Genomic DNA, 16427 nt, shown 5'->3' with positions numbered 1-16427 from the left:
CTGGCAACATCACTCACCAACCGCGGCGCTACGGATCAATACTGTGCTGAAGCCGCCATGTTGTTCGGGTCAAACACAGAATTCGGAATATCATCGACGAAAGTCAGTGTTGGATGCCGCGATTGATTCCAATGACCTGCGACCGAAACATAATCATCAGTCTGCAGATTATGGATGGTGTTTTGGCCGTACACGACGCCCGGCAGATCTGGCCGGCAGTTGTTATATAGCAGGTTCACCTTGAACAGATTGCCCTTGGCGTCCCACATATCGCCACACCCAACTTCCCAAGTGTCTTCGTCAATGTAATAGCGACGGCGGGCGAGAACATTGCGTTCGCCAGGGTGCAGCGTCGCTTCTACGACCCAGCAGCGGTGCTTCTCCCAGCGAATGAGTTCTGGATCGAGAAAGTGGGCGAGGTGTGCGCTCGGCGCATCGCCGCCATACAGTTTGTTGTTGTTGTACGGAATGTACATCTCTTGCTTGCCGAGATACTTCCAATCATACCGCTCCAGAGAGCCGTTGAAGCCGAAATATTCGTCGTATCCAGCAATGCCGTTGGACTGAGTGCTCGGCGTATCGAAAGAGACTTCGGGTGCACGGCGCACGCGCCCCTGGCCGTTGAGTAGTTCCCAAGCCTCCTGTGGATTCTTGTATGGATTGGTGAACTGCCACACGATGATCGCCTGGCCAACCAGGTTTTGCGGCCCCGTATACGGATCATACTGAATTTCCAGACGGCCGTCAAAAGTCTCCAGCGATCCTTTCGGATCATAATATGGGAACTTGAACTGGCTGGCATCCGCATAAGCCATCGACTTCTGGCCGCTGGAGACCGACCAACTCTGATAAGCGACGTTGAATGCGAACCCGTGCCAGCAAGACGACTGGTTCCACATGATCTGCGCCCCAGCCGTCAGGGGGTTGGTCAGATCGGGAACAGGAAACGGAACGCCGCCATAGGCATTCTCAAAACCAAAGCGCCCGCCGGTCGGATCCTGCGCCGTGAACCGGGCTTTACCATTGTTCTTGGCAATGTTGTCATAAACATATTGCGGCGCAGCGGCGGTCCGATGCGTCGGATAAACTTTGATCTTGAACCCATACTTCTGCATCATCGCCTGCACGCCCTCGGAGAGCATGGCCGCATGATCAGCCATATTGCTGGCGTCAATCACCGCGACTGGCTGCTCATCCGGAAACAATTCCGGGATGTAATCATTCTTCTGGAGCCCAGCAGGCAGGGTCGTCATGCCACCTGTCCAGGGCGGAATGCTGCCGTCAGCATTACCCGCCATTTCCGCACCCATCGGGGTGAGGCTAGCCCCCAACGCGGAGGCTGACTGCGCCTTGGCACGACCAGCCTGCAGAGCGATCACGCTGCTGCCAGCCAGCAGCCCTAACGTACGTCTTTTCATATTCTTGAACTCCTGGCGTTTTTTAGAACGTGTGTTGCAGGTTGAGCGAGACGAAACCGCGGTCGGCGAGAGGATTATGCGCGACGTCCGGCTTGCCCAGGTAATCCTGGTAAGACAATGACGCGATCCAGTTGACCCTGTACGTCGCCGTCACACCGAGGTCGAACACCCCGGTACCATGGTAGAGCGACGAATCCACATAGGAGCGACCAAGAAAGTTGTAGGTTAGGCCAATCGGAAATGTGATCTGTAGATTCGGCAGCACGTTATTATAGGTCGGCGTCACCGAAATATCGAATGCGCCCGCTGTCGCCTGGCCACCGGTTGCCAGGAGATGGCGATTCTGCGTGACATTGATGAGATGGTTAAGGATCGCCTCACCGGTAATCGTCACGCCACCCGGATCAAGCGGCAGAGCCGGGGTAACGTAGAGCGCGGAAATTTGGGCGTCCCAGGTGTTTCCGACCGGATAGCCCGGATTGTTGTTGGCGTTCTGACCTGGCGCGTAGAGGAACACACCGCCATTATTTGGGACGAGCGGCTGGTGCTCACGGAAAGAGAGCTCACCACCCACGTTCGCCGGACCGATATTGGTCGAGAAGCTGGCACCCTGCAGCCAAATATCGCGCGGGTAGACCAGGTAGTAGCTACCAATGGAAATCGCCCCCGCCGCGGGATTGCCAACCGGTCCCAGCGGATTCAGCCCCGGAGCAATGCCGACCTCAGGCGCTTTTGCGTCGAAGCGCTCCACGTAGACACCGAGATCCCAACTTCCGACCTGTTGCTGGAGGGATAGGCCAAATTGCCCGTTCTGATGCTCAGGGTTAACATCTTTAATGCGCGTCAAACCATAGCCACCGCCAAGCCCAAGCCAGCCAGCCCCCTTGTCCAGCACGTTGACGCTATTGAAATACGCGCCCTCACCCTGGAAGTAATCATGCTCCCACTCGAACTGATAATAGCCCTGAATGGTGGTCCCCGGGTGCGGCTGGTAGGTCAAAATAGCCTGCCCCACCGGCATGAACACCTGCTGCGCCTGCGGGTTGATCAGATTCTGTGCCGACACAACGTTAATCGGCGCCTGACCGCCGGAAATACCGTCGGTCGGGAAGTACAGGCTCTGCCCCCAGAACAGCACAGAGCGGCCGAATTTAAATTGAAGCGTCTGATCGTCGGCAAACGTGTGCTGCGCGAAGAAAAAGGCATCCAGAAGCTGCGCGTTCTCACCGTCGACATTGCGCGTGGCGCTGGTGAAATCCGTCTGCTTGGCCGTAAAAATCGCGCTGGAATACGGCGTCAGATCGTTCTGGTTGGTTCCCAGATAGGGTGTATTCAGGTAGAGCTGGCCGCTGACATGCGCACCGTAATCGCCGTCGCGGATATCCAGCACCGGCACGGCGGAGAACAGATTTGTCACGATGCCGTGCTGGAAGTTGGCGTCACCATCTTCGGCGGGCTTCAGAACCGATGACGGGCTGTTAACACGCAATGCCCCCGTATAGGAGAGCGTCGTCGTCAGATTGATTTCGAGGTTATTGCCATATTGCGAGCCGTCATAAAGGTTCAATGCATGCGCCGGTGTAACCGCCAGCAACAACGCGCCGCCCCCCACAACACAAGATCTCAGCCCAGTCGGCCGACCGATTGTCGCTAGAAGCCGTTGCCTCAAACTTTTCTGATTCGTAACCTCGTCCATCTCGTACCCCCTAATTATTGTTTAAGCCTCAAACCTGGGTGAAGAACTTGTTTTCTTATCCCAACTCCCAGAACCACAAGGATCGTGTTTATGCCGCGCACCGGCTTGCTGAGATGATACGCGCATGAGAAGTTATCGTGCCGCGTTTGCGCTACGCCGCGGTGCCCATCCCTCCTTCATCTGCCGAAGCGAAGCAATAGAGATTGCTGCACTACGATATATATGCTTACTAGTTTAATAGCGTGCCTTGCCGGCGGGGTCAATATTTCCTTCGGCTCTTGTGGTTCATTTTTGAGCACAAAAGGGACTCCCCCACGGCCCTACCCGCTACCCCGGCGCCCCGGGGAGAAAATCGGTGTAGACACCGATCGTCTGGCCACCATCAACAGCAATCTCCGCGCCGCACAGATAGGAAGCATCGTCGCTGACAAGGAACAGGCTGGTAAGAGCGACCTCTTCCGGCTCTCCAATCCGCTGGATCGGTTGGCGTTGGTAATGCTTGTTCAACTCGGTGACGGCCTCATTTGTGATGTTGCCCATCTTGGTGTTAATCCCGCCCGGGAACACCGCATTTACACGGATCCCTCTGAAGCCGAGCTCCATCGCCGCGGTTTTTGTGAGGCTGCGGAGCCCCCATTTGCTGGCCGAATAGGCGGTCAGGCCGTTCATCCCCCAAAGGCCGGATGACGAGGCGATATTGACGATGGCCCCCTTCCCCGCGGCGAGCATGCCGGGCGCCAGCGTTTTGATACCAAGCCACGCGCCAATGAGATTGATCCGCAGAACCCGTTCGAAATCATCCTGCGAAAGCTCAAGGATACTGACGGCGTGCACGACGCCGGCATTATTGACCAGAATACCCGGCGCGCCCCATTTCGCCGTCGCCATCTTGGCCAAAGCCTCCCAGGAGGCGGCGTTAGAAACATCGAGCGGAACGAACATTGCGGCGGCGCCGATATCTCGCGTCAACGCCCGCCCCTCATCCTCCAGCACGTCGGCGACCACGACTTTGGCCCCCTCAGCGGCAAAAACTCTGGCCGTCGCCTCTCCCTGCCCCCGCGCGCCACCGGTGATGACGGCGACCCTGCCTGCAAGCTTGCCAGCCATTGTTTTTCCCCCTCATTTTGGTTTACGCCCGCTCTTGCCCGAGAGCGGCTCGGCCAGGGTACGCATGCTAACGGTATTTTAGCATACCGTGCAAGCCTGTTTTAGAATTCCCTATTCATCCGGCGCTTGATTAAACGCCAATTCGGATGCTAGTACACCATAATGTTACTTTCTTTTTGCCCCTCACCTCTTGGGTGCCGGCAGCAGCGCTCCGCCGTCGCGGTAAGTTTAAGCAGACAGCCAAACTCATGGAGGGAATATGGGCAGTGACACGGACTGGAACTCCAATCTTGGCGGCGGGTTCGGCTCGCATGTCGAGACCGACGAGTTTTTTCACGGCACCGGCGAGGCCGTCGATTCGCTGACCGAGACTTGGTTTTGGAATTTCCACATTCCCCAGGCGGCAATCAACTGTTTCGCCTATTGTTGGGTGCACCCCGCGCTCAAGACCGTCACGTCCGGGCTGATGATCTACCAGGGCATCAAACCCTCGCACCTCGCCTGCGAACTCTTCGAGATGCGCGACTACATGTCACTCTCGGTCATCGGTGACGGCAGCGACATCCAGCTCCCCAATGGGTTTCGCGCGAAGGTCATCAAACCACTGGAACATGTGCATCTCAGCTTCGACGACCCGGCCCGGCAAACAACGCTGGCTGTCGACCTGATGGCCAAGTCTATCCCGATCATGCGGGCCAATAATCAGCATTTTGAGCAGGTGATGCATGCCACCGGCACGCTAACCCTGCGCGGGCAAACTCATAAGATCGATTGCTACCCGGTCCGGGACCGCTCCTGGGGCGAACCAAGACCGGAAAATCATGCGCCATACCCACCTTATACTTGGGTGACCGGCACATTCGGGCCGGATTTTGCATTTAACATCGGCTCGCATGACGATCCTACCCGCAAGCCAGACTGGGCGGGGATCATGCCCGCCCCGGCACGAATCTTCAACGATGGGTGGGTGCTGGTAAAAGGCGAACAGCGCCGCGTCATCCGCGCTACAAAACTTACGCAGCGCGAGTTTCCGCTCTGCCGCCCGCTCCGGCATGAATATGAGTTTGAGGACAGCGCCGGCGAAATCTATAAAATGACCGGACGCGTCGTGGCACAAACCGCTTGGTCTGGGTGGTCTAATATCAACACCCATCTTGGGCTCGTGGAATGGGACTGGAACGGCCAAACCGGCTGGGGTGAATCGCAGGAGGTGCAGTGGAACGATTACGTCTGGCGCATGAACCGCCTGCAACCTGACGTATGAAAATGATCAGCTTTATCGCCAGCGTCGTACTGCTCGTGCAACTTGCCAACTTAGCAAATGTGCTGCTGCATAGCGGCATGGGGCACGGTGCCGGGCTGGACACATTTCTAGCCGACATGCATGACCCCTGGCAAAATTTCATCAATAGCGATTTGGTGATGGGATTATTGTTCAGCCTCTCCTGGCTGATCTTCCGTGAGCGCGGCAAAAGGCGGGTACAAACCATAGCCTGGGTTTGGATGGCGGCGTGGTGGGGCAATATCGTCATTGCCATCTACGCCCTGAAAGCCGCGCGGGAAGCCCAAGGCGCATGGCCCGTATTCTTCATGGGAAGCCATTCCCCAAATGCATCGGCACGAACAAACCGGCCAGCGCCCTTGCCTTTGCGCCTTTTGTGTCTGGGCGGGGTGGCGGTAACGCTGATCTATATTGCGCACGGATTACTGGCATGCGCCTTCGCCACGGTACCTGCCACCGGCTATCTCGCGGGCTTTCTCCCCATCGCCCTGAGCTTGGCCTTGTTAGGCCTTCCCGCTCAACGCTGACCCATCAAAGGAGATCACAATGTATCTGCATGCCACGCTCGAATTGTCATACGCCGGGGTCGGGCCGTTTCTTGCCATGGCGCCGAAACTGAAGGCCATTGTCGAAGCCGATGGGTGGAAACTCGAACAGGCCCTGCTGCTGCAAAACGGCCGCCTGAACACCGTGATTCACATCTGGCGGCTGCGCGATATGAACCATTACCAGGAAACACTGGCGAAGCTGCCAACGCATCCTCAGTTCGCTGAAATCTGGCAGACCTTGTGCGAAGCGGTCGTCAAGGAGACCGTCGTGTTCGCCGAAGCGACGCCGTACGCCTGATGCCACCCACGCTCCGGATGCGGAACTGACTGATGCAAATCCTCGATGATCCACCGCTCTCCCATACCACGGCGGACGTCCAGGCCCTGATGATCCTGCTGAGGCTTGATGATGATTTATTTGTCAATCAGCATAACCAAGGGAATCTGCAAGGGGGTCTATTCGGCGGTCAAATCCTTGGGCAGTCGCTCGCCGCCGCTATGGCAACAGCAGAAGGACGCGAGATACATTCCATGCACGGCTACTTCCTGCGCCGAGGCGATGTGTCCCGGCGCATCTGCTTCATGGTGCGGCGCGTGCGCGATGGCCGTCGCTTCTCGACGCGACAGGTCACGGCACTACAACACGGCAAGCCGATCTTTGAGATGAACTGCTCCTTCTACGTGCCGCAGAATGGCTACGCGCATCAGGCCACAATGCCCGACGTGCCGCCGCCTGAAGCCTTGCCGGAGATGGGGATACTCGGGGCGGCGCATACGGAAAGCCCCGGGCCTGAGCTGGCCGGACTCCACGCGTTATATCCCATGGAAGTCCGCTTCACCGAACCTGAAGCACTATTTCAACGGCAGGCCGCGCCAAGGCTTCGCTACTGGCTGCGGGTTCCTCCTAGCCAGGGGCCAGACGATCCACGTATCCACCAGCAGATTCTCGCCTACCTCTCCGATTATTGGCTGATCGCGGCGGCACTGATGCCGCATCGCCCGCCCGTCCCGTCACCGGATCTGGAAGTTGCGAGCCTGGACCATGCCCTTTGGTTTCACCAACCGGTTCGCACGGATGACTGGCTGCTCGTCGATACCGCGAGCCCATTCGCCCGGCATGGCGTGAATCTGTCGCAGGGCCTTATCTTCCGCCGCGACGGCACGCTTGTTGCCACCGTCGCCCAGCAGGCGCTACAAAGGCCGACCCTATAAGCGGAACCGGCAGGTACACAAAACCACCCGCCGGCGCTGCGCTTAGCTCCAGATCACGCCGACATCCTTGGTCTGCGGATGCACCTTGGACAGGCCCGCCGGATAAAGATCAAACACCTCACGTCCGCCTTCCCAGGGGCTGTACGCCTCCATCACCATCGGCTTGCTGCAATAAGAAAGCAGCTGCGCCACAGTGGTGCGGAAGCCTTCCGTTTGGCGCACAGCGGCGACAATCTCCTCGCTCTTCCATGACTCAATCGCCACGAACTCATTCGGGTCGCGCCCCCAGCCGTAGAACACGAAATTCGTCACCTCCTTCATTTGATCCGCGGCACTTTGCCACAATAGATTGAAAAGGCCGACAAAATCTTCGCGTCGCTCTGGTTTGACATACCAGCGGGAGACAAAGGCCGGCGCATTGATAACAATTGGTGCGGACATAAACATTTCCTCATTCGTTATTGTGCATGCAAGTCGCCACCTGGGATGCGGCGCTTTCGTACGCTAATCTACGGTTTACATGCGGGCGAAATCAAGCTAGCAAATTCATCCGTTTATCCTCCAAACATAAAAAACGACACCGAGGACAAAATGATTGAACTCAAAGGGAAGACGGCTTTCATCACCGGTGCCGCCGGCGGCATTGGCCTTGGCATTGCCCAAGCGCTGACGCGGGAGGGGGCAGCGGTCGTGCTCGCCGATATCGACGGCGTAGAAGTGGAAAAGGCCGCCGCCACACTCCGCGATCAGGGGGCAAAGGCGCTGGCGCTGCATTTCGACGCCACGGATCCCGCCGCTTGGGAAGATGCCAAGGCACAGGCTGAACGCACCTTCGGGCCGGTCCGCATTCTATGCAGCAATGCGGGTGCCTTTGGCGCCTCCGGCCCCGTGGAGAGCATTGAACCGAAGCTCTGGCGCTGGCTGTTTGCGATCAATGCCGATGCGCATCTCCACGCCGCTCGAACCTTCCTGCCAGAGCTCAAGGCAAGCGGCGACGAGGCGCACATCGTCAACACCATCTCGATGGCGGGAATATTCGCCGCCCCCATGGCCGGCGCCTATAACGCCACCAAATTTGCCGCGCTTGGCCTCAGCATGACGCTGCGGAATGAACTGATCGGCACGAAAATCGGCGTTTCCGCGCTATGCCCGGGCTATGTGGCCACGAGGCTCGCCAAAACCTCGCTCCTGAACCAGCCCCGGGAACAACCGGCCGATGCCGCCGCGACGGAAGCTTTCGCCTCCGCCCTGCGTCAGGGGATGTCCCCCGGCCGCATTGGCCCGCGCGTGGTTGAGGCAATCAAGGCCAATGAATTCTACATTTTTCCTCATCAATCATACCGGCCGGTCGTGGAAGCGGTCCACCACCGCCAATTGGCAAGCTTCAACCATCAGGCCGATCCCGCGGACCAGGATGACATCAGCGCATTGCTCTCCATTATCTGATCCCCCATTGCGCCAATACACCCCGGACTTAACGCCCAGGGTGCATTTACCGGACTCACCTAGGCCTTCAGGACCTTCATCAGCACTTGATGGAAGAAGCGGATGCGGCTCTCCTGATAGCGGCCAAGCGTTACGCCTTCGGGATCCCCAGGCCAGGTGTGCATGCCCTTCTGCACGAACGGCATGTTTTCATCGTCCTGGTCGAAGATCAACCCCATCGCGCCGATCACCTGCTCGAACTTATCGTCCGGCCCGAGCTTAACCATTTGCGGCGCCGGAGGCGGCGCCCCCTGATCTGGCGACCGAACCAGCATCCAGATGTCAAAATACGACGTCTCCGGGGAGCTGGAATCCGGGCGGAACACGTAGGTTAGCGGCAAACCCTCGCCATACCAGGGGCAGAAATTGGGGAACAGCCAATACTGGATGGAGTCCAGCATTTCCGCGTCGGAGAGCGAGGCGTAGTCCGCGTGCGTCAGTTGCTTCATGAAATTCCGTCGCCATTCCGCCACCGACGCGCGATCCTTGATCTCGGACGGAAGTTCGTTGGCCTGGTCGGCACGCAGCGCGTTCACCAACCCCCAGACATGGGCAATTGCGCTCATCGCGGTGGCATCGCGCAAATGCTTGCTGGGAATGCCAACCGGCGTAATCGAGCGGCTGAAATATGCCGTGTCTTCATCGTAGATGTCATACTGTGTAGCGTGTTCACCCACCGAGGGCAGCGCCTGCGGATGCGTCTGCATCAGATGATAAGCCTCCAGGAAGGCCTCCATCGTCACCTTCCAGTTGGCATTGATCCGCTTCTGCACATGCCAGATGGCGTAGCGCTTATCCAGCGGCCAGTTCTCGAAATGCTTGGGCATGGAACCGAGATGCTTGGCGAGCGGCAGGGCGTGCTTGTCCGGGTTGATGAAGACGAACCCGCCCCAGGTATCGGCCTGCACCTCGCGCAGCTTGTATTTTTCCGGCTCTACATCGGGGAAATCCCAGGCACCAGGATAGAAGGCCAGTTCGCCGTTAATATCCCAGGTCCAGGAGTGATAGCCACATTTGAAATGCTTCGCCCCCTTGCCGTCCTGATCAACCAGACAGCGGCCACGATGGAGGCACACATTCCAGAACGCCTTAAACGTGCTCGGCGTGTTGCGCACGATCACGAAGTTGAGGTTGGCGACACGATAAACGAAATGATCGCCAACATTCGGGATCTCTTCCTCCCGGCATGCCACCTGCCACGTGCGCTTCCAGATTTTCTCGACCTCCTGGTCATGGAACTCCTGAGAGGTGTAGCGCTCCGGCGGAATTTTCCCGGTACCCAGATTCGGCGATGACTCGGTCTGCAGCAACGGCGGCAGCGGCTTTGAATCCTTCGCCGCCAAATCTCGCCAGTTAGGCGCAAGCTCGGTACCAAGACCGCGCTGAAATTCGTTAAATTCTTGTTGCACGTGGCTCACTACATTTTCCTCCAGGATGCCCAAGCCTTTGGTGCCGCGACACCCGCGCGCTACCGGCTTATGTGGTTAGAATTCCAACCGGGCCAGAAAATAGAAGCTCCGGCGCCTGACGGCTTTGATCTAAATCAACGTAGTAGTCATGCATATCGAACGCTTGCGTTCTTTTACGCCTCTCAGCCCCTTGGCGGCGTGAAGCCAAAGCTACCGGGCTGAAAAAGAAGCCGCTTTAGCTCACGCCGGAACCCGTCATCAGTCTCAGCGGCGGCGGAAAACCGGGCGATGAACGGGCGCATGGCCACCGCGACCGCCACAGCGCCGGTAAAGGTGAAGAAAAAGAAATCGGGGTCGGCCATCGCTTCACTGTCCCCTGCAGGGGGAATGAGGGGCAAAATCAGATCATGGACCGGGCGGATCAGGCGCTCGTAGAAATGGTCGAACCGCGCGTCCTGTTGCGCGACCTCCTTTACTAGGAACATCGCCACCTCCCGGCGCGCGCAGACGACGTTCACCAATTGCTCCAGCGCCTGCTGCAGGTCACCCGCAACCGGCCCGGCGGCGGCTGACATCTCATCGAGAAACGAGGCAGCGAGGTCATCCACCACCGCTCTCCACAGCTCGGTCTTGGAACCGAAGCGATGCGGGATGAGGGCAACATCGATACCTGCCGCCGCCGCGATCTGCCGCAAATTCGTCCCCTCAAACCCGTACTGCGCGAAACACGTCAAAGCAGCTGGCAAAATCTGCTCCGAGCGCGGGGCATGCCCCTTGGCGGGGCGCCCGCGCCGCCTCGGCAGCTGCGGAGAAACCTCGTCCAACCTCACGCTTTTTCCCGGTTTCTGATCCATTAAGCTTGACAATACCGCATCTTTTAAAATAATTCAACAAACGTTGAATAGCTTGCTAATGGTACGTATGCATAATACATTGCATAAATCCTTAGTTCAGGCGCAAGGCGGGGAAACGCAACATGGCAGATTACGATATCGTCGTTCTCGGCGGCGGCAGCAATTCGCTGACCGCGGCCGCCTACATGGCTAAAGCTGGTAAAAAGGTGCTCGTGCTGGAGAAAAACGCCCAAGCGGGGGGCGGCACGGTCTCCATCCATATCGCGCCGGGCTTCACCAACGACCCGCACGCGACGGGCCTTGTCGCCTGCCTGCCCAACCCCGCGATCAGCGCTCATGAATTGCCGCTCGGCAAGCACGGGCTGGAATTGATCCCCTTCCACGCCAGCTTCGCCTCAGTCTTCGAGGATGGCACCGGGCTGATCAGCTATTCCAGCCTCGATAAAACCTGTGAAGCCATCGCAAAATTCTCAACCAAGGATGCCGAGGTCTATCGTAAGATCGCGACCGACGCGATCGCGCTGCTACCGCTGCTCTCCCGCAGCATGGGCGCGCCACCGCTGCCTTTCGGCGGCTTCGTCGCGATGATGGAGCAGAGCGCGAACGGTCGGCGTCTCGTTACCGACATGCTCAACAGCGTGTACGACGTACTCGAAGAGAATTTCGAGAGCATCGAGCTTAAACTGCACTTCATGAAATGGTGCGGCGAGATGATGATGAACCCGGAGACCAAGGGCACCGGCCTCACCTTCCATATGCTGCTTGGGATGTCGCACAGCTACGATGCGCATTGCGTTAAAGGCGGCACCAAAAACCTGACCAATGCACTGATCGGCTGCATCAATGAGTTCGGCGGCGAGGTCCGGCTACAATCAGAGGTCAAGCGTGTCGTCGTCTCCGGCGGCAAGGCGACCGGCGTGGAGATGATGGATGGCGAGGTGATCAGGGCGCGCGACGGTGTCATCGCCTCCATCCATCCGTGGCGTCTGGGTGATTATATAGAAGGCCTAGACCCGCAACTCGTCGACGCTGCGCGCCGTGTGAAACTCAGTGACCATGGCGCCATCAATCAGCAATTCGCCCTCACCCATGCGCCCGAATACAAGGCCGGCGCCGAATACAAGAACGTGATGTGCGTTGAACTGATGCACAAGGATATCCGTGAAGCACGTCAGCAGTTCCACAATTACATCATGGGGGATATGGACCTGACCAAGCTGAGCCCGCTGGTCATGGTCAATTCCAATGTCGACCCCTCCCGCGCGCCTCCAGGCAAGGCAGCGCTGTATCTGTACCATTTCGGCCCGCGCGAATGGGCGAATGGCGGCATCAACGCCTGGGAGGAGCGCGGCCAGGAGGTGGCGGACGCCATCTGGACCGACATGAAGCGCTACTGCACCAACATGGACGACAACGCTATCATTGCCCGCCATGTGGAAACACCGCTCACCCACCACCGCCATTCGAACAGTATGATGCTGGGCGATATTTTTGGCATCGGCGGCTCCGCGGCGCACCTCATGGGCCGCCGGCCGATTCCTGAACTCGCGCGCTACCGCGTGCCGGGCGTGACCGGCCTGTATCTATCTGGCCCGTTTATGCATCCGGGCGGCGCCGTCACCCTGGGCGGGCGCGCGACGGCTATGGCAATGTGCCAAGACTTCAAGATCGACCTCAAGCGCGCCTTCACCGTCATCTGATTTCGGGAGAAAATTATGAAATTGAAGACCACCGATGGCATGGAGCTGATGGAAGTCAGCGGCTTTGCGCGTGAAGACGGCAATCTCGTGGTTGAAGGCACGATCATGGGCGCCATGCCCATCCGTGCCGTACTAACCCCCGAAGAACTGCGCGGCGCGCTTGGCATGCTCGACATGAAAACAATCGCCTTCAGCCTCGGCATGCTTTTCCGCAAATCCAAACCTCAGGCCTAACCGGCAAGCGGCCGTGCCGCAGCATTTATCCGAAGGACGCCTTGTTCACCGTGCGCGGGCCGTGGCCGCGCACGTTTTTTCGTCTCCCCGCCCGCCGCAGCAAAGGTTACGTCAATGATCGAACAGCGCGTCGAAGATGGCGTGGCCATTCTCACCATGAACCGCCCCAAGCAGCGTAATGCGATGTCTGCGGCACTGGTCGCCGCACTGATTGAAGCCATCGAAAAAGCCAGACAAGATACGCGGATACGGGCCATTCTGCTTCATGGCGCCGGAACCGGATTCTGCGCGGGCAGCGATCTGGCTGGCCTCGCCGCCATGGATGCCGCCGGGCGCGCTCAATTCGAAGCTGAGTCCGGGCGCGCTGCGCGGCTACTAGGGCAGATATCGAAGCCAGTGCTGGCTGCCGTGAAAGGATTTGCCATTGGCGGCGGCCTCACGCTTGCCACATCCTGCGACATTGTGGTCACCGAACCCGGGGCGAAATGGAGCCTGCCGGAAGTTCCCATCGGACTGTTTCCGGCTTGGGGCCTGCAAAGTGTCTTGGCACGCGTTGGGGTGGCCAGCGCCCGCCGCCTCTCTTTTGGTATCGACACGCTCAGCGGCACCGAGGCGCAGCGCCTTGGGCTTGCCGACCATCTCGCCGAATCCGATGTCTTTGCCGAAACATTGGCGCGCGCTAAACAGCTTGCCGGCATGCCTGCCACGGCTGTCGCCGCGGTGAAATCCTATTTCACCCTGAACCCCGCGGGCGAAGCGGCGGACGCACTGGCCAACCGCCTTTTTGGTGACGCCGCCACCACGCCCGAAGCAGCCACCACATTCGAAAAATTCACTCGGCATTCAAACAAGGTTTAACAAAAGAGCGGCGCCCGGAGGTTCTGGGCGCCGCCTGATCATCATCCGCTAGTCGTGGCCCGGGTTATTTCACGTCCAGCGTATCCATATCATCCATGGCGACCGTCAACCGGCGGATGAATTCCAGCGTGATGTCACGCGGCTGCATATCGGGAATGTCGGGCGATGGGCAGAGCGTGATGGTCCAGTAGGCAAGCGCGCCCAGGAGCTGTTGGCGGCAATAGGTAAACGCCGTGTCGTAATCCACACGCGGGCCACCATGCGCCGCCAGTTCCTCCAGATAATAGGTGATAAGATCTTTCTGCCATTTGCGCCGGTTCTCAACGGTCAGCGCCGTGGTCATCGTGTAGATCAGATCACGCCCCCAATGCGCGCGTCCGCAGCATTGCCAGTCGCCCAAGCCCATTTCGCCATTACCGGCAACATACCAGTTCTTCAGATGCACATCGTTATGCGCCAGCGTGTGCGGCAACGAATCCAGCGCGATGATAGATTGCTCGGTGGCTGGCCATATCTCCGCTTCACGCTTGAACAGGCGCGGCGGAATCACTTCCTCAGCGGCCTTGAAGCCTTCCAGGCAACCCTCGCGGAAACCAAAGGCAAGGGAGCGGTTCCAAAATTCCCGGAAGGTGGCAAATTTCTGTATCCGCTCACGCAGCACCGGGTCGGAATAGCAAGCCCCGTGCAGCTTGCCGAGCTGGCGCATTTGGCTCATCGCCCGCGCCTCGGTCATGTTGGTGTTATGATTGCAGAATTCCTGCGCCTCGTCAGTCAGGTCACCCAGCATAATGAGCGAATTAAAGCTGTCCGGATCAAGATGGGCGTAATAGGGAACTGGGGCCTCGATATCGAGAATCGGGCGGATCTGCCTATAGAAGGTTACCTCGCCCAGCGCGCCGCCGGAAACACCCAGCACCACGCGGTTGGCCAAATCGTGCGTGGCCTTGCAGAACACCGCTTTCGGCAGCCCGGCGTCCAGTCCGGCCTGATTATACTCCATGTATATCTTGCGGCGGTTGGACGATCCATTGTCCTTTGGCCCCAGCGTGTGGCTGAGCACCTTGGCGCCTGGCGTCCTGGCACACAGGACAGCCGTCAGCCATTCATCCGTCACCGTCTCAAAGGAAATCGGTAGTTCGTCCGCTGTCTGGGCAATACGGTTGCTGACTTGGTCGTTCTCGTACGCCGCCTTGATCCGCTCAACAATTGTGGTCATATCGTTTCCCGTCCATTATGGGTTTTGCCGCTACAAGCCCTTCCGATGAGCCATCGTCGGCGCCTTGTATCCAGATATAGCGTATGCTTATGCACATTATGGCTGCTGCCCCACGCGTTTATACCCCGAGCAGGCCATAGGCGTCATGCTCCACCGCCGCGAAGGCCGCGCGCACCGCATTGGCGGTATTGATGGCCTCGGGTTGCCAGACAGAACTGTTATTCAGCCAGGTAACAACGGGGTAAAAACTGGCACAACGGTAAAGAAACCAGGCCTCCTCAAAGCTTGGAACATCGCTGACGCCATAGGCGCGCAGCCGAGAGAGATAATGCGCGAGCATTACCGTCTCCCAGCGACGGCGATCAATCACATCTAGTGCGCAGAGCATGAAATACACAATGCCGATGACCCAATGCTCAGGACGGCCAACCCAGTCGATAACTCCCGGCGTGCCATCAGCCTCGACGAAAAGATTTCCCAGATGCTCATCGCCATGTATGATCACCATTGCCGACTGCCTCAGCACACCCCACATCCGGTGCCACGCCGTCTCCGCCCGGGCGAGATCCTGAAATGCCGTTGGCAGCGCCCGCCCGCGCGGACGTTCGACATAACTGTTCCAACTTTCGGCGCGGAAGAAGCTTGGAAAATACATCTCATGCAGCATCCGCCTGTTCTCACCGCCCACAGTCTCTGGCCCCATGGCGCCACCGGGCTGAAAAGCCGGGCTGTTCCAACTGCTGGCATGCATGCGGGCGAAACTGTCCATGAACGCCATTGCCTGACTGAGATTAAGGGGGTGGAACGCATCAAAAAAAATGGCGCCCCTGGGCGTCAGGTCTTCCATCAATATGTCCGAGGCATCGGTCGCCACGGTAATCCGATAGCAGGCCGGCATGGCGGGGGCAGCGATCTGCGGGGCAATATCCCGGATCGCGCGAACCTCGCTCGCCATCGCCCACGCCGCCCCGGTTGAGGGATCATTCTCCCCGGGGAAATTGCCCTTGACGATGAAATGCCTGACCTGCGGATGGGGACCCGCGAGATCATATACCGCCTCGACGCGGAACTTATTCTTCTTATGCCCAAAAACCGGGCCGCGCTTTAAGGCGGCCACCTTCACGCCCGGCCAAGTGGGCTGCAATGCCTCGGTCAGCCAATCCGCAGTAACGTCATCGTAGCGCTGCAGAGCACCCGTCATGGCCACGCTTCCCCTTCTCGCCTTAACGGCTACATTTTAGTATGCGCGCACACCATATATATGATAACTCTTTCCTGCAAGCGCGATGAAGAAAACACCCCGTGGAGAAGCGGCAATGCTGAGTGCGATTTTCAAGGGCCCTGACGCGCCCCTGGCGGTGGAAGAGCGATCCATGCCTAGGCCCGGCCCGGGCCAAGCGCTGATACG

Annotated in this window: 16 protein-coding genes; 8 read left to right on the top strand and 8 right to left on the bottom strand. The window is 58.5% G+C overall.

The window, feature by feature from the left end:
• Positions 1-35 precede the first annotated feature (35 nt).
• From LI953_RS12860 to LI953_RS12850, 3 genes are all read right to left on the bottom strand, one after another.
• A complete protein-coding gene (locus LI953_RS12860; RefSeq protein ID WP_227076493.1) occupies positions 36-1418 on the bottom strand; it encodes a DUF1329 domain-containing protein in 1383 nt (460 codons plus the stop codon).
• Positions 1419-1440: 22 nt separating this feature from the next.
• Positions 1441-3114 carry a DUF1302 domain-containing protein gene (locus tag LI953_RS12855; protein ID WP_227076492.1) on the bottom strand — a complete coding sequence of 558 codons (1674 nt, stop codon included), beginning with the start codon at positions 3112-3114 and terminating at the stop codon, positions 1441-1443.
• 327 nt (positions 3115-3441) lie between these two features.
• On the bottom strand, positions 3442-4221 hold the full coding sequence (locus LI953_RS12850; protein WP_227076491.1) for an SDR family NAD(P)-dependent oxidoreductase: 780 nt from the start codon (positions 4219-4221) through the stop codon (positions 3442-3444).
• 259 nt (positions 4222-4480) lie between these two features.
• Here LI953_RS12850 and LI953_RS12845 point away from each other — a divergent pair, with 259 nt between their 5' ends.
• Genes LI953_RS12845 through LI953_RS12830 form a run of 4 tightly spaced genes read left to right on the top strand, consistent with a single transcriptional unit; the run spans position 4481 to position 7263 of the window.
• Complete coding sequence (locus LI953_RS12845; RefSeq protein WP_227076490.1) at positions 4481-5485, top strand: hypothetical protein; 1005 nt, start codon at positions 4481-4483, stop codon at positions 5483-5485.
• 2 nt (positions 5486-5487) lie between these two features.
• Complete coding sequence (locus tag LI953_RS12840) at positions 5488-6030, top strand: hypothetical protein (RefSeq protein WP_227076489.1); 543 nt, start codon at positions 5488-5490, stop codon at positions 6028-6030.
• A gap of 19 nt (positions 6031-6049) precedes the next feature.
• On the top strand, positions 6050-6349 hold the full coding sequence (locus tag LI953_RS12835; protein WP_227076488.1) for an NIPSNAP family protein: 300 nt from the start codon (positions 6050-6052) through the stop codon (positions 6347-6349).
• A gap of 32 nt (positions 6350-6381) precedes the next feature.
• Positions 6382-7263 carry an acyl-CoA thioesterase II gene (locus LI953_RS12830; RefSeq protein ID WP_227076487.1) on the top strand — a complete coding sequence of 294 codons (882 nt, stop codon included), beginning with the start codon at positions 6382-6384 and terminating at the stop codon, positions 7261-7263.
• 42 nt (positions 7264-7305) lie between these two features.
• On the opposite strand, the gene LI953_RS12825 is transcribed toward LI953_RS12830, so the two are convergent.
• Positions 7306-7704 (bottom strand): putative quinol monooxygenase, encoded by a 399-nt coding sequence (locus LI953_RS12825; protein ID WP_227076486.1) that lies wholly within the window; start codon positions 7702-7704, stop codon positions 7306-7308.
• 150 nt (positions 7705-7854) lie between these two features.
• Here LI953_RS12825 and LI953_RS12820 point away from each other — a divergent pair, with 150 nt between their 5' ends.
• The gene (locus LI953_RS12820) at positions 7855-8709 is read left to right on the top strand and encodes an SDR family NAD(P)-dependent oxidoreductase (RefSeq protein ID WP_227076485.1); all 855 of its coding nucleotides are present in this window, start codon (positions 7855-7857) and stop codon (positions 8707-8709) included.
• A 59-nt stretch (positions 8710-8768) separates the two neighbouring features.
• Here the strand turns inward: LI953_RS12820 and LI953_RS12815 are convergent, their stop codons facing one another.
• Positions 8769-10166 (bottom strand): aromatic ring-hydroxylating dioxygenase subunit alpha, encoded by a 1398-nt coding sequence (locus LI953_RS12815; protein ID WP_227076484.1) that lies wholly within the window; start codon positions 10164-10166, stop codon positions 8769-8771.
• A 173-nt stretch (positions 10167-10339) separates the two neighbouring features.
• Positions 10340-11011: a TetR/AcrR family transcriptional regulator gene (locus LI953_RS12810; protein ID WP_227076483.1), complete on the bottom strand. Its 672-nt coding sequence runs from the start codon at positions 11009-11011 to the stop codon at positions 10340-10342.
• Positions 11012-11133: 122 nt separating this feature from the next.
• Here LI953_RS12810 and LI953_RS12805 point away from each other — a divergent pair, with 122 nt between their 5' ends.
• The 3 genes from LI953_RS12805 (at position 11134) to LI953_RS12795 (ending at position 13803) form a co-directional block, all read left to right on the top strand.
• A complete protein-coding gene (locus LI953_RS12805; RefSeq protein WP_227076482.1) occupies positions 11134-12711 on the top strand; it encodes an NAD(P)/FAD-dependent oxidoreductase in 1578 nt (525 codons plus the stop codon).
• A gap of 15 nt (positions 12712-12726) precedes the next feature.
• Positions 12727-12945 carry a hypothetical protein gene (locus LI953_RS12800; protein WP_227076481.1) on the top strand — a complete coding sequence of 73 codons (219 nt, stop codon included), beginning with the start codon at positions 12727-12729 and terminating at the stop codon, positions 12943-12945.
• A 114-nt stretch (positions 12946-13059) separates the two neighbouring features.
• Complete coding sequence (locus LI953_RS12795; RefSeq protein WP_227076480.1) at positions 13060-13803, top strand: enoyl-CoA hydratase/isomerase family protein; 744 nt, start codon at positions 13060-13062, stop codon at positions 13801-13803.
• Between the two features lie 64 nt (positions 13804-13867).
• Here the strand turns inward: LI953_RS12795 and LI953_RS12790 are convergent, their stop codons facing one another.
• Positions 13868-15019 carry a phosphotransferase gene (locus LI953_RS12790; protein ID WP_227076479.1) on the bottom strand — a complete coding sequence of 384 codons (1152 nt, stop codon included), beginning with the start codon at positions 15017-15019 and terminating at the stop codon, positions 13868-13870.
• A gap of 118 nt (positions 15020-15137) precedes the next feature.
• The gene (locus LI953_RS12785; protein ID WP_227076478.1) at positions 15138-16220 is read right to left on the bottom strand and encodes an ecdysteroid 22-kinase family protein; all 1083 of its coding nucleotides are present in this window, start codon (positions 16218-16220) and stop codon (positions 15138-15140) included.
• Positions 16221-16427: the final 207 nt, after the last annotated feature.

The sequence above is a fragment of the Acidocella sp. KAb 2-4 genome, assembly GCF_020567705.1.
Classification (GTDB): Bacteria; Pseudomonadota; Alphaproteobacteria; order Acetobacterales; family Acetobacteraceae; genus Acidocella.
This window is presented reverse-complemented; position numbering and strand designations above follow the sequence as displayed.